The organism is Thermovenabulum sp. (genome assembly GCF_049701175.1).
Taxonomy (GTDB): Bacteria; Bacillota; Thermosediminibacteria; order Thermosediminibacterales; family Thermosediminibacteraceae; genus Thermovenabulum.
In genome coordinates, this window is record NZ_JBNATW010000020.1 from 16,826 (window position 1) to 39,051 (window position 22,226).

Here is a 22,226-nt window from a genome sequence, read left to right on the forward strand (position 1 = left end):
TTAATGGAAGAAAGGAGGCAATTAATAGTTGGAAGTATTTAAAACAGAAATAGCAGGAAGAACATTGGTTTTTGAAACAGGCAAATTGGCACAACAGGCAAACGGTTCTGTTTTGGCAAGATATGGTGATACTGTTGTGCTTGTTACTGCTACTGCTTCTAAAGAACCAAGGGAAGGTGTAGACTTTTTACCCCTCACAGTAGACTATGAAGAAAGGCTATATGCAGTTGGGAAAATCCCCGGCGGTTTTATAAAAAGGGAAGGGAAACCTAGTGAAAAAGCAATACTTTCTGCACGTTTGATAGATAGGCCCTTAAGACCTTTATTTCCTAAGGATTTAAGGAATGATATTCAAATTATAGCTACTATTTTATCGGTTGATCAAGACAATACGCCGGATGTATTAGCTATAAACGGAGCATCTTTAGCATTATGTATATCAGATATTCCTTTTGAAGGCCCTGTAGGCGCTGTTTCAGTGGGGCTTGTAGATGGACAATTTGTAATTAATCCTACGGTTGAACAGCATGAAAAAAGCAGATTAAGGTTAGTTGTTGCAGGTACTAAAGATGCCATATTAATGGTGGAAGCCGGAGCTGATGAAGTGACTGAAGAAGAAATGTTAAATGCTATACTTTATGGACATGAAGAAATAAAGAAAATTGTTGCTTTTCAGGAAGAAATAATATCTAAAATTGGAAAACCCAAAATGGAAATTCCTCCAATTGTTATAGATGCAGATATGGAAAAAGCTGTAAGAGAGTTTGCTACACCTGAAATATTAAAAGCAATACGTATTTACGACAAGCAGGAAAGGGAGGCATATCTTTCAAAGATCACTGAGGAGACTTTATTACATTTTGCTGAAACTTACCCAGAGAAAGAGAAAGAAATTTCTGATATCCTTTACAGCATCTTAAAAGAAGAAGTTAGAAAAATGATTACTAAGGAAGGAATAAGGCCTGATGGTAGAAAAAGCAATGAAATAAGACCTATATCCTGTGAAGTAGGAATACTTCCAAGAACACACGGTTCAGGGCTATTTACTCGTGGACAAACACAAGTGCTAACCGTTGCTACATTAGGGGCTTTAGGGGATGTTCAGATTCTCGACGGTCTTGATTTAGAAGAAACAAAAAGGTACATGCATCACTACAATTTTCCACCTTACAGTACCGGTGAAACAAGAGTATTAAGGGGACCTGGTAGAAGGGAAATAGGTCATGGCGCTTTGGCAGAAAGGGCCCTAGAGCCGATGATTCCACCTGAAGAAGAATTTCCTTATACTATTAGACTTGTTTCCGAGGTACTAAGTTCAAATGGCTCTACTTCAATGGCGAGTGTATGCGGTTCCACCCTTGCCTTAATGGATGCAGGAGTTCCTATAAAAGCACCTGTTGCCGGAATAGCAATGGGCCTTATTAAAGAAGAGGAAAAAGTTACGATACTTTCTGACATTCAAGGAATTGAAGACTTTTTAGGAGATATGGATTTTAAAGTTGCAGGTACAGCAAAAGGAATTACTGCCATTCAGATGGATATAAAAATTAAAGGAATTGATGCTGAAATATTAAAAAAAGCTTTAGCTCAAGCCAGAGAAGGAAGGCTATTTATCCTTGAAAAAATGCTATCGGTAATTTCAGAGCCCAGAAAAGAACTTTCCCCCTATGCACCAAGAATATTTTCACTCACAATAGATCCTGAAAAAATTAGGGATGTAATTGGACCTGGAGGCAAAACAATTAATAAAATCATTTCTGAAACGGGTGTAAAAATTGATATAGAAGATGATGGAAGGATATACGTAGCTGCTCCAAACGAAAAAGCAGGAGAAAAAGCCTTAGATATGATAAATAAGATTACTCAAGATGTGGAAGTGGGCAAGGTTTACGTCGGAAAGGTTTTAAGGATAACCAATTTTGGAGCTTTTGTGGAAATACTGCCTGGAAAAGAAGGGCTTGTGCATATATCTAAACTTGCAAAAGGACGCGTTAAGAGAGTAGAAGATGTTGTAAATGTAGGGGATGAAATATTAGTAAAGGTTACAGATATTGATAAACAGGGGAGAATAAACTTATCTCACAAAGATGTTTTTCCTGAAACTCCAAAAAATAAAGTAAATGCATAAACCGATTGTATCGGTTTATGTTTTTTTATGTACTTTTTAGTCATTTTTTATTTTTTATAAAAATAAAATTTAATAAAAACTTTTAAAAATAGGGGGAAAGGCTTGGTTTTATGAAAGTGATAATTTATAAGTTACCCAGGTATTTTTTAAAAATTATACTGGTGTTGCTATTAATATTTCTTTGGACAATTGTTAAGACGGAAGTACTTTTTTACAAAAGTATCGAAACTACAAATCCAATTTATGAGTTTTCTACAGAAAAAAAAGCAGTAGCCTTTACCTGCAATGTGGCATGGGGGAATGAGTATCTTCCTAACATGTTAAAAGTATTTGAAAAAAACGACATCAAAATCACTTTCTTTATTGAAGGGAAATGGGCAGAGAAATACCCGGAATTGGTAAAAACTATAAAGAATAAGGGCCATGAAATCGGTAATCATGGATACAGTCATGCTCACCACGCAAAGCTGAACTTAAATGAAAATAAAGAGGAGATTTTAAAATGTGAGCAAGTACTTTTCAAAATAATCAATGAAAAAACTAGATTATTTGCTCCTCCTTACGGAGAATTCTCGAAAGAAACCATAAAGGCTGCGGACGAATTAGGTTACAAAGTGATAATGTGGTCTATAGATACTCTTGACTGGAAAAATCCTGGTGCACAGTATATAATAAATAAGGTCACAAAAAAGGCAGACAATGGGAAAATTATTTTAATGCATCCTACAAAAGATATTATTGAGGCACTTCCCATAATGATAGAAAAATTAAAAGCGAAAGGTTTTGACATAGTTCCAGTTGGAGAATTATTAAAATAAAAAAAATGGAATTAAGAGAAAAAGTTGAAAACTGTAGTTTAATCTTATATACTTAATTTTAAAAGATTCAAAGTGCAATTGAGGTGTATGCTGTTGAAAACAATAAGCGTTAAAATAAAAAAAAATAAGGGATTTGAAGATTTACCCCTTCCCTCTTATATGACCCCTTTTTCTGCCGGAATGGATCTTTTTGCTGCGATAAAAGAAGATATAATAATAAAACCAGGTGAAATAAAATTGATACCATGTGGTTTCGTTTTAGAATTGCCGACAGGTTATGAAGCTCAGATTCGCCCAAGAAGCGGGCTTGCTTTGAAATACGGTGTTACTGTTCTTAATGCCCCCGGGACAGTTGATGCAGATTATAGAGGAGAAATAAAGGTTATACTAATAAACCACGGGAAAAAAGATTTTATAGTAAAAAGAGGCGATAGAATAGCCCAAATGGTTGTGTCAAAAGTTATAAAGGCTAATTTAATTGAGGTTGAAGAGTTAAACCAGACAGAAAGAGGAGAGGGAGGTTTTGGCCATACCGGCTTATAAATAATTTTAAAAACAAGTATTAAAATGGTAAATGCCCCCATAGAATATAAATTAAGGGGGGCATGTTTTATGAGGTTAAGTGAACTTTGCAGTAAGGAAATAATAAATTTAGAAAATGGAGAAAAAATGGGGAATAGCGGGTATATAGATCTGATTTTTGATGAACAAAGTGGGAAAATTGAATATATTTTGGTGCCTGGGAAATTCCGATTTTTATCCTTTGGAATAAAAAACTATATACAGATTCCGTGGGAGTCTATAAAAAGAATAGGGCCAGATATCATAATTATAGAAACTGAAAGACAAATTTACGGCAATAAATAAAAAATATTTACGGTGGAGGTGCTATTTTTTGTCAAAAAATGAACCCAAAATCCAAATAATTCCCCTTGGCGGCCTCGGAGAAATAGGCAAAAATATGACAATAGTACAGTATGAAAAAGAAATACTGGTAATTGATGCGGGATTAATGTTCCCCGAAGAAGATATGCCGGGGATAGATATTGTGATTCCGGATATAACTTATCTTAAAGAGAATCGAGAAAATGTGAAAGCTATATTATTAACTCATGGTCACGAAGATCATATTGGAGCACTACCTTATGTATTACAAGAAATAAATGTTCCTTTATATGGAACAAAACTTACCTTAGGTTTAGTCGAAGGAAAATTAAAGGAAAATAAAATCAAAAAAAATATCCCAATGAATGTAGTTAATCCGCTTCAAACAGTAAAAATAGGAAACTTTTTAGTTGAATTTTTCCGAGTAAATCACAGTATACCTGATTCCTTAGGCATTGCTATACATACTCCTATCGGCACAATTTGCCATACTGGTGATTTTAAATTTGATCAGACACCTGTAGATGGCAAAATTGCAGATCTACATAAACTTGCGGAATTAGGTAGTAAAGGGGTTTTAGCACTATTATCTGACAGCACTAATGCAGAAAGAATGGGCTATACTATGTCCGAAAAGGTTGTAGGTGCTACTATTGATGAAATTTTTAGCATGGCAAAAGGCAGAATTATTGTAGCTACTTTCGCTTCAAATATACATCGAATACAACAAGTTGTAGATGCAGCTTTTAAGTATGATAGAAAAGTTGCAATTGTTGGAAGGAGTATGGTAAACACTGTATCTATTGCAGCAAACTTAGGATATATAAATTTGCCGGAAAATATGATTTTAGAGCTTGATGAAGTAAGTCGCCTTCCAAAAAATAAGATTGTAATTATTACAACAGGAAGTCAAGGAGAACCTATGTCTGCTTTAACCCGAATGGCGATGTCCGAGCATAAAAAACTTGAAATAATACCGGGGGATACAGTTTTAATAGCTGCTACGCCAATACCGGGAAATGAGAAATTGGTTGCGAGAACTATTGACCATCTTTTTAAACAAGGCGCTGATGTAATATATGAGAAAATTTCGGGAGTGCATGTTTCGGGTCATGCAAGCCAGGAAGAGCTAAAGCTTATGATAAACTTGGTCAAGCCTAAATATTTTATACCGGTTCATGGAGAATACAGGCATCTTATTCATCATGCAAATTTAGCAAAAGAAGTCGGAATTCCTGAAGAAAATATTTTTATCGCAGAAAATGGTAGGATTATTGAATTTACAAAAGATGGTGCGAGATTCTCGGGTAAAGTTACTGCTGGAAAGGTGCTGGTTGATGGTCTTGGTGTGGGAGACGTAGGAAATATAGTATTAAGGGATAGGAAACAGCTTGCACAGGATGGCATTATGATTGTTGTGGTTACAATTGATAAAGAAACAACTGAGGTAGTAGCAGGGCCTGACATTATATCAAGGGGTTTTGTTTATGTCAGAGAATCAGAACAACTTATTGAACAGGCAAAAGATATCGTAAAACAAGAATTGAAAAAATGCCAGGAAGAGAAAATAACTGAATGGTCTTCAATAAAAACCGAAGTTAGAGATGCCTTAGGAAAGTTCCTTTTTGAGCAGACAAGAAGAAGGCCTATGATTCTTCCTATAATTATGGAAGTTTAATTTTGTATTTTTGAGGTAGATGTACAGGGTAACTATTTTTTCCCTCTTGGCTTGATGCTAAGAGGATTTTATAATCTTAGAATACATTGATTAATTTGCTCAATTTATTTTCCACTAATTATTTAGGCTTAAATAATAGTTACATAAAGTCAATATTAAGAGCTATTTACTCAGTTAACTTATATAGGTCAAGATTATGTTTGTATTAAATTCTTTTATGGAGGGATAACATGGTAAAGGTAGAAAGCTTTGAGCTGGATCATACGAAGGTAAAGGCCCCCTATGTTAGGCTGGCAGCCATAGAAGAAGGGGATAAAGGTGATATAGTAGCCAAATACGATATAAGATTTATAACTCCCAATACCGGTACTGTATCTACAGGAGGTATGCATACATTAGAACACCTATTGGCAGGATACCTCCGAGACGAATTGGATAGAGTAATTGATGTTTCTCCAATGGGATGTAGGACAGGATTTTACTTGACTAAATTTAATGTTACACCTTTAGAAGAAATAAAAGAAGCCGTAGAAAACTCCCTAAAGAAGGTTTTAGAGGCAAAAGAAGTTCCTGCAGCAAATGAAAAGCAATGTGGTAACTTTATGGATCATTCTATAAAAGATGCAAAAGAAGTAGCAAAAAAAGTTTTAGACGAAGGTATAATAATTCTTGAGAATTATGCTTTATAATTATACTTCATAAAATATATATCTTTTCTTTAATAATAACATGGCTTAATAAAACTGTTTCCTGATTGACGGAATAAAACAAATATGAATATAAAATCCGGCATTAGTAAAGGCTAATAAAAGAAGAAATAAAATATCGGAAGGATGAAACATTTATGGCCTTTGCTAATAATTACTCTAATTTAGAAAAAAATAGCCATACCCAAGAAGTACCATTGCGAACTTCTATTACTGAAACCATAAATCAATTGGGACAAACTGATGTGCCTCGTTCTGAAAGCAATATACACTGCCTTACAATAGTTGGACAAATTGAAGGTCATATTATTTTACCACCTCAGAACAAAACCACGAAATACGAACATATTATCCCTCAGTTAGTTGCTATTGAACAAAATCCAAAAATAGAAGGTCTTTTGATAATACTCAATACAATAGGCGGAGATGTAGAAGCTGGGCTTGCCTTAGCAGAAATGATAGCAAGTATGACTAAGCCTTCAGTATCTTTAATTTTAGGTGGAGGACACTCCATAGGAGTGCCGATAGCTGTTGCAAGCAACTATTCCTTTATAGCTGAGACAGCAACAATGACGATACATCCCATCAGGCTTACAGGCCTTGTAATTGGCGTGCCACAAACCTTTGAATACCTTGATAAAATGCAAGATAGGGTTATAAAATTCATAGTAAACCATTCAAAGATAAATGAAGAGAGTTTGCGAAAACTTATGTTTAACACTGGGCAGCTTGCAAGGGATATCGGGACTGTGCTTGTTGGGGAAGATGCTGTAAAATACGGTATTATAGATGAAGTAGGCGGATTAGGGAAAGCCGTTAACAAACTTAAAAGTTTAATAGAAGAAAAAAATAAGGTTTAAAGGAGAATTTTCCTATGATATTATATACGACAATGCCTATGGAGATAATTATGGAGGGTTTTGATAAAGTAAATATTAATTATAAAGAAATTAATGTTAAAGAGAATTTAAGGCTTATAATTGAACCCATAGATAATTTTTCTGCCAAAGTGATTAGAATTATAAGTTCTGATCCGATGGACTATCTAAATCCTGAATATCAACCGGGTAATATAATACTTTTTAAAATATCTTAAAAGGCTCTAAAGCCTTTTTGTTTTTTAAAAGGATTTTTCATTTATTTGGAGAATTATTTCTTGGTGAGGTGGTTTGGTGAAGACGGCTGTCGATAAAAAGAAGGATTTAATGCAAGAAATAAAAGGTATTATTTCCATTTTTATAGGAATATATTTCATAATATCTTTATATTTTAGAAATACCGGTACAGTCGGTAGTTTTATAAAAAGCCTCTTGCTTTTAATTGCTGGAGAAGGCGCAGTTTTAATAAGCGTTTTCTTTATTTTATTAGGATTTTCTCTTTCAACAAGGTTGAAAAAATTGGAAATTAATACAAGAACTATTGGAGTTATAATATTTTTAATAGTGGTATCTTCAATTCTTCATTTTAAAATTAAAAATAATATATTTTCATCAAGTTTCATAGAAATAATTAAAGAAAGTATTACTTTTGCAAAACAGGGTAAAGGTGGAGGAATTATAGGTGCGGTAAATTATTATTTCTTCTATAAATTGTTTGGATTATGGGGATTTTACATATTTTTAACTGCCCTTTCAATTATCAGCGTTATTCTAATTACAGGTTCATCTCCAATTAGGCTAATTTTGAATTTTTTTAAAAATATATTAAATAAGAGAAAAATAATAATTCAAGCATCTCCAAAAGAGGATAAGGATATAAAAAATACAGGAACAGAGACAGTCCAGTTGGATGAGGTTAAATCAAAAGAAAAAGAAGAAGTACCCGTTATCATAAATAATTTATACGACAATAAGAAAGAACCACCGGAAAAAGTAAAAAGCAGTGCAAAAACCAGTATTGTAAAAAATAATACTTTATGCGAAAATTATGTTGACTATAAATTGCCCCCTGTGAATCTCTTAAAAAAGGCTCCCGATAAAACGCAGAATTTAAGTGAAAAGGATATTTTAAACAGGGCACAGGTTCTTGAAAATACACTATTAAGTTTTGGGATTCAAGCAAAGGTTATAGAAGTCAGCTGTGGGCCTACCGTTACTCGTTTTGAGCTACAACCTTCGCCAGGGGTAAAAGTCAGTAAAATAGTAAACCTTTCTGACGATATTGCTTTAAGTCTCGCAGTGCCCGATGTGAGAATAGAAGCGCCAATTCCCGGTAAATCGGCAATAGGGATCGAAATCCCAAACAAAGAAGTTTCAAAGGTATATTTGAGAGAAATATTAGAATCTGTTTCCTTTAAAAATTCAACTTCTCCGTTAACAGCAGCATTGGGAATGGATATTGCTGGAAAACCTATTGTTGCTGATTTACAGGAAATGCCTCACCTCCTTATTGCAGGAGCAACAGGTTCTGGTAAAAGTATCTGTATAAACTGCATTATTTTAAGCATTTTATTCAAAGCTCATCCCAAGGAAGTTAGATTGTTACTGATTGATCCAAAACGAGTTGAACTTTCCAGCTATAACGGCATACCTCACTTATTAACTCCCGTTGTTAATGATCCCAAAAAGGCTGCAGCTGCTTTAAGTTGGATGGTTAACGAGATGGAAAGGAGATATCAAATATTTGCTCAAAAAGGCGTAAAGGATATAAATAGATTCAATGAAATTGCTCAGGAAGAGGAAAAACTGCCAAAAATTTTAATAGTTATTGATGAGTTAGCAGACCTTATGATGATATCTCCAAAGGAAGTAGAAGATTCTATATGCCGTATTGCACAAATGGCAAGGGCAGCGGGAATGCATCTAATTGTAGCTACGCAAAGGCCCTCGGTGGATGTTATCACAGGTTTGATAAAGGCAAATATTCCATCGAGAATATCTTTTGCAGTTTCTTCACAGGTGGATTCGAGGACAATTCTTGATATGGCAGGGGCAGAAAAATTATTAGGCAAAGGCGACATGTTGTTTTTGCCAATAGGTGCTGCAAAACCTTTAAGGGTGCAGGGGTCGTATATTAGCGAAAAAGAGATAGATAATGTTTTAAATTTTATTAAAAAGCAGATGAAACCATTGTATGAGAAAAATTTAGAGGAAATTGAAGGGAATTTTGAACAAAAAACAAATGGAGAAATCGACGAACTTTTTAAAGAAGCCCTAAAAATTGTTTTCGAAACTGGGCAGGCATCAGTCTCGCTATTGCAAAGGAAACTACGAATAGGATACGCAAGAGCAGCAAGGTTAATAGATCAATTGGAAGCCAAAGGAGTCATTAGCGGATACGATGGGGCAAAACCTCGACAAATTTTGATAAGCAAGGACCAATATGAGAAAATGTTAAATAGTTAGTATAGGATTTTAGTCGAAAAATATTAAAATTATGAATATTATGCGATTTCCGGGGAAATAAAAAATAACAGGGGGGCCTCCAGAATTTTATGAATATAAATGAGATAACTAGCCTGAAGGATCTCGGTGCATATTTGAAAAGTAAAAGAGAGGAAAAAGGCATAACTTTAGACTATATAGAAAAGGAAACCAAAATCAGAGAGAGGTATTTAAAGGCAATAGAAGAAGGGAATTTTGATTTAATTCCCGGAGGGGATGTATATATTAAGGGATTTTTAAAAAATTATTCAAAAACCTGCGGTATTGATGATAAAGAGGTAATTGAAATTTACAAAAGTTTTTTACAAGATAAAGAGGTAGAAAATAAAGACAGCACTTTAAAAGTTACCACTGAAAAATTTGAAAAAGAGCAACCGCAAAAAAAGGGAACAAGGAAAAGAAGATTAAAAAAAAGGTTTATATGGGGTATTGCTGTTATTGGGATAGTTATAATAGTATATTTTATTAGCTTAAACCCAATATGTTCTAATAAATCTTTAAATACGAGCAACGATGCAAGTAACCCTGAGCAAATTGTGCAAACACAAATACAAAATCAATCACAGCAACAAAACTCTGTTGAGAATAGCTCTGTTGTAAAAGAGGTAAAAAGCAAGATAAATATTTTGGAGGAAACAGAAAAAAGGATAATTGTGAACGTAGATTCTGAAAAAATTGAAACTAATTTTAAAGTATTTTCTGATAGATGTTGGATTTCAGTTAAAAAAGATGGGAAAAGTGAATATGAGGGAATTCTAAAACAACACGAAGAAAAATATCTTGAAGCAAATAAAGAACTGGAGATAAGAATTGGAAATCCAAAAGTAGTTGAAATAGACATTTTGGGTGAGAAATTGGATTTAAAAGGCACCAATCCAATTACAATAATAATAAAAAAACAAGGATAATGGAGGTTAGTCGTGGCAGAAAGAATAGGTTTAATTACACTTGGATGTGATAAAAATTTGGTAGATTCAGAGTTAATATTAGGGGCTTTAAAAAAAGAGGGTTATGATTTTACAGATGATGTATATGAAGCAGATATTATAATAGTAAATACCTGTGGTTTTATTAAATCTGCAAAAGAAGAATCTCTTAATGCTCTGAGAAAAATAGCACGAGTAAAGAAAAGTAAAAAAGATGTTTTCATTGTTGCTGCAGGCTGCCTTGCACAACTTCTTGGGGAACAAATTAAAGAAAAAATACCCGAAATAGATGCGGTAGTAGGGTCGGGAGATTTTTATAAATTACCCTATATAATAAAAAATAAAAAGACTGCTGTGGAGATAAAAAATCAGTCCTTCTTAAATTATAATGAAATGGACAGGGTTTTAAGTGACACCTTATCAGCGCATATAAAAATTGCAGAAGGATGCGATAATTGCTGTTCCTATTGTGTAATACCCAAAATAAAAGGAAGGTATAAAAGTAGGCCTTTAGATTCAATAATAAAGGAAGCAAAATTTTTGATTTCGAAGGGTGTTAAAGAGATTAACTTAGTTGCACAAGATATTACATCCTATGGCAAGGATATTTACGGAAAGTATTACCTTTGCGAACTTTTAAAAAGATTATCAGAGATTGAGGGAGACTTTTGGATAAGGCTTTTATATGCTTACCCCACTCATATTAACGATGAGTTAATAGAAGTAATTGCAAAGAGCGACAAAATATTGAAATATTTGGATATTCCCCTTCAACATGTTAATGATAGAATTTTGAGTTTGATGAAAAGGAAAACCAATTCTAAAGATATAAAAAATTTAATAATAAAATTAAGACAAATGATTCCCGAAATTGCAATAAGAACCACATTTATAGTTGGTTTTCCTTCTGAGAGGCAAGAGGAATTTGAGGAATTAATAGATTTTATCTGGACCTATCAAATAGATAGAGTGGGAGCTTTTAAGTATTCAAGGGAAGAGGGAACGTTAGCTTATCAAATGAATATGCACGTACCAGAAAGAATAAAAGAGAAAAGGTATAATGAATTAATGAAAACTCAAAAACTTATATCAAAAACAATTAATAAGCGTTTCATAGGAAGAAAATTAAAGGTTTTGGTAGAAGGTTATATGAAAGAAAGGGGAATTTATTTCGGAAGAAGTTACAGGGATAGCAAAAATGTTGATGGAGTAGTCTTTATCGAGGGCAGTAATATAAAAATAGGTGATTTTACAAATGTATTAATTAAAGAAGCTTTCGAATACGATTTATACGGAATGAAAGTATAAAAGGGTGAGGCATTTACAAAAAATGCCTCTTTTTTTTTATGACAATCTAAAATTTTATATGTTATAATAGTTGAGAGTAAACAAATATTCGTTCAAGGGGGATAAAATTGAAATTTGAGGATTTAGATATTAAGCTTATAGCTATTGTGTTTATCTTATCTTTTTTCTTATTGTTAGTGGGACAACAAGTTTATAAAAGATACGGGATTGATAAACCTTTGCTTGAAGATATAAAACAAAAAAGCTATATAAAAAATGCAGAAATTGAAAAATTCGCAGATGGGATAAATATAAAGGTGAAATTAAAAAAAATCGAAAGTTTAAAGGATTGTTATAAAGACTTGGATAAAACTGTTTACAAATATTTGAAAAATAAACCTTATGAAATAACAATTATAAACGATAAAGGGTATTTACAAAGTTTATATGAAGATAAAATTAAATTTTTTCTCTTTGAAGCGCAAAAAACAGGTGAATATGTTAAGATGAAAGATTCCCTTGATCAAATTTCAAAAAAATATGACTTAAAAATAAAAATAGAAATAGACACCGATATGAATTTATACCTTATAATGGAAAAAGACAATGAGGCATTTTATGAAATCTTATTTTCTAAGGAAAAATAATTTTTAAAATTAATTGGGCTAAAAGGGGTGTTTTTAGTGTATTTAGAAATTATTTTAGGGTTAATAATTGCTCTTACAGTTTTTCTATTAATTAATGGTATAAATATTCTTCCTATTTTGGGGATGGTAATTTTTTTCATTTTATTTTACAGCATAATAAAAAACACTAATTTTGTTAAAGTTAACCAAAAACAGGATAACAGCGATATAAAAATAACTTTCGATGATATAGGTGGTCAAGATACAGCCAAAAACGAACTACAAGAAGCTTTAGATTTTATAAAAAATTATGATGAAGTAAAGCGCATGGGCATTAGGCCAATTCGTGGCATACTTTTAACTGGTGAGCCTGGAACGGGGAAAACCCTGCTTGCTAAGGCAGCTTCAAATTATATTGATTCTGCTTTTGTCTATGCTTCTGGCAGCGAATTTGTAGAAATGTATGCAGGTGTTGGTGCCCAAAGGGTAAGACAGCTTTTTAATACAGCAAGAAATTTGGCAAGAAAGAATTCAAAAAAACATTGCATAATATTCATCGATGAGATTGAAATTATAGCTGGTTCAAGAGGAAAAAACACCAGCCATATGGAATACGACCAAACACTAAATCAGCTATTAGTAGAAATGGATGGACTTTCTGCTAAGGATGATGATGTAAATATCCTAGTAATTGCTGCTACCAACAGGCCAGATATTTTAGATCCTGCTATTTTAAGACCTGGTCGTTTTGATCGAATAGTTAGAGTAGATTTACCTGACAAAGAGGGGAGACTCGAAATATTAAAGATCCATACTCAAAATAAACCCCTTGACGAAGATGTGAATTTGGAAGCTATTGCAAAAGAAACTTTTGGGTTTTCAGGTGCACATCTTGAGAGCCTTTGTAACGAAGCTGCTATACTTGCTATGAGGGAAAAAGAAAAAAAGATAAAACAAAAACACTTTTTAGAAGCAGTAGATAAAGTAATAATGGGAGAAAAACTAAACAGAAAACCCAGTAGAGAAGAAATGAAAAGGATAGCGGTACATGAATTAGGCCATGCTTTAGCCAGCGAATACTATAAGCCTGGTTCGGTTTCGGCAATTACTGTGACGTCACGAGGTCAAGCCTTAGGATATATGCGCCAAAAAATGGAGGACGACACATATCTTTATACTAAAAAGGATTTAGAAGCTCACATTGCTATAGCTTTAGCAGGTGCTGTAGCTGAAGAGGTTTTATTAGGGGAAGCTAGCACTGGTTCTGCCGGCGATATAAATCAGGCGGTAAAATTTGCAAAAGATATAATATTTTCCGGAATGTCATCTCTGGGTGCAGTAGATAAAAATACGTTGCCTCAAAGCGAGCTTTATTCAGAAATGGCAAAAATAATAAATACAATAAAAGAGGAAGTAAAAGAAATCATTAATAGATACAAAGAGAATTTAAATAATATTGTAGATATTTTAATGGAGAAAGAGAAAATCGATGGGGATAGTTTTCGTGAATTAATAAAAAGTTTTGAAAATTTTAAAGCAGCGTGAAAGATGTTAAAGGAAAGGTGAGAAGAAAATGAAGGCAGAAATAATTTGTATAGGAACTGAACTTTTACTGGGCGATATTGTCAATACAAATGCTTATGTAATCGCAAGGGCTTTGAAAGAAATCGGAATTGATGTTTATTATCATACTTCTGTAGGAGATAATTTTGAAAGAATAAAAGAGATATTCACTACGGCATGGAAAAGATCTGATATCATCATTACAACGGGAGGTCTGGGGCCAACTCGGGATGATATAACAAAGGAAGCCATCGCAAAAGCTTTAAATTTAAAAATGATTTTAAATAATGAAGCGATGAGTAAAATAGAAGAGTTTTTTAAAAAGATAAATAGAGAGTTTACAGAAAACAATATAAGACAGGCTTTTATTCCGGAAGGTGCTGAAATAATTCCTAATGAAGTAGGGTTGGCTCCAGGTGTTTTGCTTGAAAAAGACGGCAAGGTTGTGATCATGCTCCCGGGTCCACCTTTTGAAATGGAGCCTATGCTTAAAAATTTCTGTATTCCTTATTTACATAAAAAAAGTGGAGCAATAATTTATTCCCGTGTACTAAAATTTTACGGAATTGGTGAAGCAGCTTTGGAAGAAAAACTAATTGACCTTATAGATTCGCAGACAAATCCAACCATTGCCCCCTATGCCAAAATGGGAGAAGTAACGATTAGAATAACGGCAAAAGCTAAAAATAAAGAGGAAGCATTAAAAATGATAGAACCCATAGAAGAAGAAATAAAAAGAAGGGTTGGAAAATATATTTTTGCTTTTGATGATCAAAGAATAGAAGATGTGGTAGGGAAAATGCTTATAGAAAAAGGTTTGACCATTGCGATCGCAGAATCGTGTACTGGAGGTTTAATAGCCCATAAACTTACTAATATTCCCGGTATTTCACAATCCTTAGATAGGGCAATAGTAAGTTACAGTAATAGGTCAAAAATTGAGCTTTTGGGTGTAAATTCGCTAACAATCGAAAAATGGGGAGCAGTAAGTGAAAAAACCGCTGAAGAAATGGCTAAAGGGGTAAGGAAAAGTTCCAATTGCGACATAGGACTTTCGGTTACAGGAATCGCTGGCCCAGATGGCGGTACATCAGAAAAACCAGTAGGATTAGTTTTTATAGGTTACTCTGACAGAAATACCACATTTTCAAGAAAATTCTATTTTAAAGGGCAAAGAAATGAGATTAAAGAAAGAGCTGCTAATGCAGCACTGCAATTGTTAAGGGAAAGATTATCGGAGCAAATTGATTTTTAAAGGGGTGTAGGATGTTGGCTGACAATAAGATAAGAAGTTTTATTTCTATTGAAATTGATGAAAATACAAAAAAGCAATTAGCAGAAATTTCGAAAAAATTCCATTTCATTAAAGGCATAAAATGGGTTGAACCAACTAATTATCATATAACCTTAAACTTCCTCGGTGAAATACAAAAAAATTTAGTATGTAAGATTTCCGAAATATTGGACGATGTAAGTCAAAGATACCCGACCTTTGATATAGAATTAACAGATTTCGGTTTTTTCCCTAATCAAAGGAGACCTAAGGTTTTTTGGATAGGTATAAAAAACTCTGAAATTATTATAAATATAAAAAAGGATTTAGATGAATTATTGAAAAAGAATAATATTGTCTTTGATGAAAAGCCTTTTAAACCCCACTTGACTTTGGGTAGATTTAAAGAAGAGATAAATACTATTGTGATTCCCGAAAACATAAAATTTAATATTACATTCGAAGTCAAATCAATTCATTTAATGCAGAGCATCCTTTTAAAACAAGGACCAATATATAATGTAATTTATACTGCGAAATTAATAAACTAAATTTTTTAATGAAAAGAAAAATTAAAGTTTATCTATTTTTTACATAAATGTTTGTGTATAATTAATTTAATATTATTTTTATCTTTTTTGGAGGGATTTTATAATGATGGAAAAACAAAAGGCACTGGAAATAGCTCTAACTCAAATAGAAAGGCAGTTTGGAAAAGGTTCAATCATGCGTTTGGGTGAGGCTGCTGCCAAATTAAGCGTAGAAGTTATTCCTACAGGCTCTTTACCCCTTGATATTGCCTTAGGAGTGGGAGGGGTTCCTAGGGGAAGGATAATCGAGATATACGGACCGGAATCTTCGGGTAAGACTACGGTTGCCCTTCATATAATTGCTGAAGCGCAAAAAATGGGAGGAATAGCTGCCTTTATAGATGCAGAACATGCATTAGATCCTGCATATGCAAAAAAATTAGGCGTTGATATAGACAATCTGTTAATTTCTCAACCGGATACTGGTGAACAAGCCTTAGAAATAGCAGAAGCTTTGGTCAGGAGCGGAGCGGTAGACGTTATAGTGGTGGATTCTGTTGCAGCCCTTGTCCCAAAAGCCGAATTAGATGGTGAAATGGGGGATTCTTTTGTCGGGCTTCAGGCAAGGCTTATGTCTCAAGCATTAAGAAAATTAGCAGGTTCTATCAGTAAATCGAGAACTGTAGCCATTTTTATAAATCAATTAAGAGAAAAAGTAGGTGTAATGTTTGGAAACCCCGAAACTACTCCAGGCGGACGGGCATTAAAATTTTACGCTTCGGTGAGGTTGGAAGTAAGAAAAACAAATGTAATAAAAGAAGGCGAGGAAACAATAGGAAGTAGGACACTGGTGAAAGTTGTTAAAAATAAAGTAGCACCTCCTTTTAAGCAGGCAGAGTTTGATATTATGTATGGAGAAGGGATTTCTAAAGAGGGATGTGTTTTGGATTTTGCTTCGGAAATAGGAATAATTCAAAAAAGCGGGTCCTGGTATTCCTATGGCAATGAAAAGATTGGACAAGGCAGAGAAAATGCTAAACAATTTTTAAAAGAACATCCTGACTTATTAAGAGAGATTGAAAAAAAGGTAAAAGAAAAATTTAATATTTTAGAAAAAAATGAGACAAATCAGGTAAATTCTGCAAATGGAAAAACAGAAGAGAAAAAAAAGACATTAGAAGCAAATAAAGATGGAGAAGTGACTAAAAGATGAAATTTTTGTTCCTAACCGATACTCATATAAGAAATACAAACCCGCAAGGCAGGAAAGATAACTTTTTTGAAACGGTTTTCAAAAAATTGGATGAAATAATAGAGATTGCTCAAGAAAAAAATGTAGATGCTGTCTTACACGGAGGAGATCTATTCGATAGACCTGATACTCCTCCCTCTCTTGTGAGAGAGGTTGTTATCCGCTTCAAAAAAATTGATGTTCCTATATACATGGTTGCAGGGAATCATGATATTTATGGACAAAATCCCAATACAATAAAAAGGACTATGATAGGATTATTGGACTCAATGGGCATAATAAAACTAATTAATCCGGAAGAAAAAGTTTTTTTAAAAAAAAATGGCGTAACGGTAAGATTAACAGGTACCCATTATTCTTATAATTTAGATAAAGAAGGTAAGATAAGTGGCTATATTGTAAAAAAAGATGACTGCGATGTGGCAATACATATGGTACACGGCATGCTTTTGGAAAAACCCCTTTTCCATACAGCTTATTGCACAACAATTGATGAAATTCTTAGCACACAAGCTGATATTACCTTATCGGGCCATTATCATTCGGGGTATGGAATAAAATATGTAAATGGTAGGTATTTTGTAAATCCGGGAAGCATCGTCAGAATTGACAGTTCTTTAATAGAAATATCAAGGATGCCTAAGGTTTCCTTTATTAAAATAGAAAAAGATATAATAATAGAAAATATTACATTAAAATCCGCTTTGCCTGGTTACGAAATTTTAGATAGGACTAAGTTGGAAGAAATGGAATTTAAAGAAAAAAAACTTGCAGAGTTTATTCAAAGTGTTAATTCAGCTTCTAATTTTAAATCCTACGACTTTACGGCGATCTTAAATGAAATATCTCAAAAAAACAATATAAAAAGAGAGGTAGTTGAAGAAGCATTAAAAAAAATTGAACAAGCTCAAATAGATTTTTCTTTTGATGGAGAAGATCTTGAGGTGATTTAATTGGGGAAAATTAAGAGATTAGAACTTGAAAATTTTCAGTCCCATAAGAATACTCTAATAGAATTTGGTGATGGTATGACGGTAATTTTAGGGCCCACGGATCAGGGGAAAAGCGCAATAATAAGGGCCTTAAAATGGGTGTTATACAATGAGCCCCGCGGAAGTGATTTTATTTCTGCGGGAGAAAGCTATTGCCGTGTAAAATTGACTTTAGAAGATGATACCCAAATTATAAGGGAAAAGGGCATAAATAGAAATAGATATATTTTAATTAAAAATGGAAAAGAAGAAATATTTGAAGGTTTTGGGAATACTGTTCCTGTAGAAATATATAAAGCTCATGGGATACCTAAAATAAAAATTGATAAGGATGCGGTGTCCTTTGCAAATCTCTCCGAGCAGTTGGAAGGCCCTTTTTTACTTTCAGAAAATGCTGCCACACGGGCAAGAATATTGGGGAAATTGGCAGGCATTCATGTAATCGATGCGGCTTTAAAACTTACAAATAAAGAGCTTAATGAATATATTTCAAAAGAAAAAGCGATACTATCAAGATTGGAAGAATTAGACAAAAAATTAGAAGATTTTAAAGATCTCGAGGTTATAAAAAATAAACTCGAAACTCTTAATGACTTAATAGAATTGTTGAAAGGAAAACAGGGACTATTAAAGGTTTTAAAGGATTTTAAAGAAAGATTGCAATACAATTCCGAAGAAGAAAAAAAATTGAATTTCTTAGTAAATAGTTTAGAAACCATCGATACAGCGGAAGAACTAATAAAATCTACAGAAGAAAAAGCAAAATTTTTGAAATTGCTTATTGATGTTAGAAAAAAAATATATGAAATTAAAACCCAATATATTAATGTTCAAAAAATACTTAAAAATACGAAGGATGTATTTATAGCAGAGCAAATAATCAGGGAATCTAATAAAAAATTTGAGGAATATAAAAAATTAAAAGATATTTCATTAAAGGTTGAAAAATTAGAGAAGGAAAAAAAGTTTTTGTCTTTGATATTAGAAAAGACAAAGGAAATAAAAAATTGTGAGGATTTAACGTTTAGAGTTGAAGAAAATTATAAAAGATTAAAAAGCCTAATGGAAATAAAAAGTAAATTAATTAATTTAACAAATGATATAAAACAATTAGAAAAAAAAACAGCCTATATTAATTTTATATTAAAAATTGAAGATTACCTGAAAGATTTAGAAAAGAAAAAGGAATTGCTCGATAATTTAAAAAGAATAAAAGAAGAAATAAAAGCAAATGAAAATAAAATTAAAGAAGAACTTAATAATTTAAGAAAGACAGAGAATTGTTTATATAAAGAATCGCAAAAATATATTGGAATCATGAAAAAACTTGCAAAATGCCCAATATGTTTCAATCCCATAGATGAAAAACAGGTTGAAAAAATATCTACAGAAATTTTGAGAAAAGAGGTGTAACACAATAATGGATCCAGAAAAAGAAATCCAGGAACTAAAAGAAAAAATAGACAAAGCCAAAGCAATAAAATACAGAGCTGAAGCAAAACTCGAAGAATTACAAAGGCAAAAGCAGGACTTGCTTGCTGAACTTCAAAAATTAAACGTAAAACCAGAAGAACTTGACAAGGAAATAGAAAAATTGAGCAAAGAAATTGAAGAATTGTTGTCAAAGGCAAAAAGCTTAATTCCCGAAAATTTATAGAAAGTTACATTAATATATATGAAAAGGAGGACTTTATAAAAAGGATCGGTGAAATTTAAATGGTGTATGATAAAGATATTGAAATGCTTGAAAATAAATACCAAGAATTGCTTCTTGATTATACAGTTAAAAAGGGCTTAAAAGAACAATTGGAATATGAAAAACAAGAATTTCAAAAAGAATACACCGAGGTTAAAGAGAAAGAGGAAATACTCCAACAGGTAAGAATTCTCTTGCAAAAAACAGCAGAGTTTTCAAGGGAACAGGTAAAACAACAAATTGAACTTTTAGTAACCAATTGCCTTCAGTATATTTTTGGATCAAACATAGAATTTAAAATATCCATAGAAGAAGTAAGAAATCGTCCTGAAGCGGAATTTTATGTAATATCAACATTTAATGGCAAAAAGGTAATAACAAAGCCACAAGACGCCCGAGGTGGCGGTGTGGTTGATGTTATATCCCTTGCTCTAAGGATCGCTGTTTTAGAAAACATTTTATACTATAAGAAAGGTCCTATAATCTTGGATGAGCCTGCGAAACATGTAAGCAGTGAATTTATTCAAAATGTCGCAACGTTTTTAAAGTATATTAGTGAAGTTTTTAATAGGCAGATAATAATGGTAACTCATAATACATTCCTAAGTGAAATGGCAGATACAGCATATAAAGTCGAGCTTAAAGAAGGTAAAAGCATTGTTACCAGGATTAGGAATAGCGAATAGCATTGGCTTGACATTAAAATTAAAAAATTATAAAATAAATTTGAAGCTTTGCTTTGAAGGAAAGCTTTTAGGAGGAAGACCGAGTTCCCCTCGGTTTTTTATTTTGATAGAATATTTTTTTTACAGAAACTGGAAGAGGGATTTTAGGAGGTGAGCTAATATTAATTTAATGAACGTATTTATTGTGGTAGCAACAGGTTTAATAACCTTTGCTATAGGATATTTTGCAAGAAAATACATTGCCGAGGCTAAGATAAAATCTGCAGAAGATGAAGCAAAAAAAATCATTTCTGATGCACAAATTAAAGCAGAGTCATTAAAGAAAGAAGCACTAATTGAAGCAAAAGAAGAAATACTTAGGCAAAAAAACGAGTTTGAAAGAGAATTAAAAGAAAGAAGAAATGAGCTTCAAAGGACAGAAAGAAGACTTCAACAAAAAGAAGAAGCTTTAGATAGAAAAGCTGAAGCTTTAGAGAAAAAAGAAGAAATGGTAGCTAAAAAGGAACAAGAGGTAAACAGATTAAATGAGAAGGTAACCGAACTATATAACACACAAGTAGCAGAATTAGAACGAATATCTGGTATGACAACAGAAGAAGCAAAAGAATATTTACTCAACAAGGTAAAAGAAGAAATACGCCATGAAATGGCTATGATGATTAAAGAAATAGAAATTCAGGCAAAAGAAGAAGCTCAAAAAAAAGCAAAAGAGATAATTTCCTATGCAATTCAAAAATGTGCTCCAGATTATGTTGCCGAAACTACTGTTTCTGTTGTAACTTTGCCTAATGATGAAATGAAAGGTAGAATTATTGGAAGAGAAGGAAGAAATATAAGGGCATTGGAAACTTTAACTGGTGTAGATTTGATAATTGACGACACCCCAGAAGCCGTAATTTTATCAGCTTTTGATCCTGTAAAAAGAGAAATTGCTAAAATAGCTTTAGAAAAGCTTATAATCGATGGTAGAATACATCCTGCACGAATTGAAGAAATGGTAGAAAAGGCTCAAAAAGAGGTAGAAAATATAATAAGAGAAGAAGGAGAAAAAGCAACTTTTGATACAGGTATTCACAACCTTCATCCAGAGCTGGTAAAATATTTAGGTAAACTTAAATTCAGGACTAGTTATGGACAAAACGTCCTTCTTCATTCAATAGAAGTAGCTCACATAGCGGCAGCTATGGCTGCCGAATTAGGTGTAGACGTTCAAGTGACAAAAAGAGCAGGACTCCTTCACGATATCGGGAAAAGTGTGGATCAGGATATAGAGGGACCTCACGCATTAATAGGTGCTGAGATTGCTAAAAAATTTGGTGAATCACAGACAATAATAAATGCTATAGCATCTCATCACAATGATGTAGAACCTACTTCAATTGAAGCAATACTTGTTCAAGCAGCCGATGCTATTTCGGCCGCAAGGCCAGGAGCAAGAAGAGAAACTTTAGAAGCATATATAAAACGCCTCGAGAAATTAGAGGAAATTGCTAACTCTTTCAAAGGAGTAGAAAAAGCTTATGCTATTCAAGCAGGAAGAGAAATCAGGATAATGGTGAAACCTGAAGAAATTGATGACCTTGAAACTATTGAGCTTGCTCGAAATATTGCTAAAAAAATAGAAGAAGAATTGGAGTATCCTGGTCATATCAAGGTGAATGTAATAAGAGAAGTAAGAGCTACAGAATATGCAAAATAAAGGTGCGCGATTTGTTCGCGCACTTTTTTTAAACCAAAAAAAGGAGAAAATAATAATATTTATAATAATATTTGGGAAAAATAAAGAAAGGTTGTGA

At 32.9% G+C, this 22,226-nt stretch carries 21 protein-coding genes; all 21 read left to right on the forward strand.

The features are described from left to right. Window positions 1–28: 28 nt before the first annotated feature. The 21 genes from ACPLVF_RS08000 (at window position 29) to rny (ending at window position 22,129) form a co-directional block, all read left to right on the forward strand. A complete protein-coding gene (locus tag ACPLVF_RS08000) occupies window positions 29–2,128 on the forward strand; it encodes a polyribonucleotide nucleotidyltransferase (protein WP_424907303.1) in 2,100 nt (699 codons plus the stop codon). A 110-nt stretch (window positions 2,129–2,238) separates the two neighbouring features. Next, a complete protein-coding gene (locus ACPLVF_RS08005; RefSeq protein ID WP_424907304.1) occupies window positions 2,239–2,946 on the forward strand; it encodes a polysaccharide deacetylase family protein in 708 nt (235 codons plus the stop codon). A gap of 87 nt (window positions 2,947–3,033) precedes the next feature. Continuing rightward, window positions 3,034–3,489: a dUTP diphosphatase gene (gene dut / locus ACPLVF_RS08010; RefSeq protein ID WP_424907305.1), complete on the forward strand. Its 456-nt coding sequence runs from the start codon at window positions 3,034–3,036 to the stop codon at window positions 3,487–3,489. Window positions 3,490–3,558: 69 nt separating this feature from the next. Next, complete coding sequence (locus ACPLVF_RS08015) at window positions 3,559–3,813, forward strand: YlmC/YmxH family sporulation protein (protein WP_424907306.1); 255 nt, start codon at window positions 3,559–3,561, stop codon at window positions 3,811–3,813. Window positions 3,814–3,841: 28 nt separating this feature from the next. Beyond that, window positions 3,842–5,509 (forward strand): ribonuclease J, encoded by a 1,668-nt coding sequence (locus tag ACPLVF_RS08020; RefSeq protein WP_424907307.1) that lies wholly within the window; start codon window positions 3,842–3,844, stop codon window positions 5,507–5,509. A gap of 230 nt (window positions 5,510–5,739) precedes the next feature. Further along, window positions 5,740–6,198 carry an S-ribosylhomocysteine lyase gene (locus tag ACPLVF_RS08025; protein ID WP_424907308.1) on the forward strand — a complete coding sequence of 153 codons (459 nt, stop codon included), beginning with the start codon at window positions 5,740–5,742 and terminating at the stop codon, window positions 6,196–6,198. Window positions 6,199–6,353: 155 nt separating this feature from the next. After that, window positions 6,354–7,076, forward strand: coding sequence for a ClpP family protease (locus ACPLVF_RS08030; protein WP_424907309.1), 723 nt, complete (start codon window positions 6,354–6,356; stop codon window positions 7,074–7,076). Window positions 7,077–7,090: 14 nt separating this feature from the next. After that, window positions 7,091–7,312, forward strand: coding sequence for a YlzJ-like family protein (locus ACPLVF_RS08035; RefSeq protein ID WP_424907310.1), 222 nt, complete (start codon window positions 7,091–7,093; stop codon window positions 7,310–7,312). Window positions 7,313–7,388: 76 nt separating this feature from the next. Next, on the forward strand, window positions 7,389–9,560 hold the full coding sequence (locus ACPLVF_RS08040; RefSeq protein ID WP_424907311.1) for a DNA translocase FtsK 4TM domain-containing protein: 2,172 nt from the start codon (window positions 7,389–7,391) through the stop codon (window positions 9,558–9,560). 89 nt (window positions 9,561–9,649) lie between these two features. Next, window positions 9,650–10,507 carry a helix-turn-helix domain-containing protein gene (locus ACPLVF_RS08045; RefSeq protein WP_424907312.1) on the forward strand — a complete coding sequence of 286 codons (858 nt, stop codon included), beginning with the start codon at window positions 9,650–9,652 and terminating at the stop codon, window positions 10,505–10,507. A gap of 12 nt (window positions 10,508–10,519) precedes the next feature. Continuing rightward, the gene (gene rimO, locus ACPLVF_RS08050; RefSeq protein WP_424907313.1) at window positions 10,520–11,833 is read left to right on the forward strand and encodes a 30S ribosomal protein S12 methylthiotransferase RimO; all 1,314 of its coding nucleotides are present in this window, start codon (window positions 10,520–10,522) and stop codon (window positions 11,831–11,833) included. 107 nt (window positions 11,834–11,940) lie between these two features. Further along, window positions 11,941–12,459, forward strand: coding sequence for a hypothetical protein (locus ACPLVF_RS08055; RefSeq protein WP_424907314.1), 519 nt, complete (start codon window positions 11,941–11,943; stop codon window positions 12,457–12,459). Window positions 12,460–12,495: 36 nt separating this feature from the next. Beyond that, the gene (locus ACPLVF_RS08060; RefSeq protein ID WP_424907315.1) at window positions 12,496–13,983 is read left to right on the forward strand and encodes an AAA family ATPase; all 1,488 of its coding nucleotides are present in this window, start codon (window positions 12,496–12,498) and stop codon (window positions 13,981–13,983) included. Between the two features lie 28 nt (window positions 13,984–14,011). Then, window positions 14,012–15,256: a competence/damage-inducible protein A gene (locus tag ACPLVF_RS08065; protein WP_424907316.1), complete on the forward strand. Its 1,245-nt coding sequence runs from the start codon at window positions 14,012–14,014 to the stop codon at window positions 15,254–15,256. Between the two features lie 11 nt (window positions 15,257–15,267). Continuing rightward, a complete protein-coding gene (gene thpR / locus ACPLVF_RS08070) occupies window positions 15,268–15,825 on the forward strand; it encodes an RNA 2',3'-cyclic phosphodiesterase (protein ID WP_424907317.1) in 558 nt (185 codons plus the stop codon). 103 nt (window positions 15,826–15,928) lie between these two features. Next, complete coding sequence (recA, locus tag ACPLVF_RS08075; protein WP_424907318.1) at window positions 15,929–17,017, forward strand: recombinase RecA; 1,089 nt, start codon at window positions 15,929–15,931, stop codon at window positions 17,015–17,017. Then, complete coding sequence (locus tag ACPLVF_RS08080) at window positions 17,014–18,009, forward strand: metallophosphoesterase family protein (protein WP_424907319.1); 996 nt, start codon at window positions 17,014–17,016, stop codon at window positions 18,007–18,009. The genes recA and ACPLVF_RS08080 overlap by 4 nt, the downstream gene beginning before the upstream one ends. Next, on the forward strand, window positions 18,010–19,461 hold the full coding sequence (locus ACPLVF_RS08085; protein ID WP_424907320.1) for an AAA family ATPase: 1,452 nt from the start codon (window positions 18,010–18,012) through the stop codon (window positions 19,459–19,461). Window positions 19,462–19,468: 7 nt separating this feature from the next. Continuing rightward, the gene (locus ACPLVF_RS08090) at window positions 19,469–19,705 is read left to right on the forward strand and encodes a hypothetical protein (RefSeq protein ID WP_424907321.1); all 237 of its coding nucleotides are present in this window, start codon (window positions 19,469–19,471) and stop codon (window positions 19,703–19,705) included. 59 nt (window positions 19,706–19,764) lie between these two features. After that, entirely contained in the window at window positions 19,765–20,430 is a 666-nt protein-coding gene (locus ACPLVF_RS08095; protein WP_424907322.1) for an ATPase, read from the forward strand. 169 nt (window positions 20,431–20,599) lie between these two features. Then, window positions 20,600–22,129 (forward strand): ribonuclease Y, encoded by a 1,530-nt coding sequence (gene rny / locus ACPLVF_RS08100; protein ID WP_424907323.1) that lies wholly within the window; start codon window positions 20,600–20,602, stop codon window positions 22,127–22,129. The last annotated feature ends 97 nt before the right edge of the window (window positions 22,130–22,226 follow it).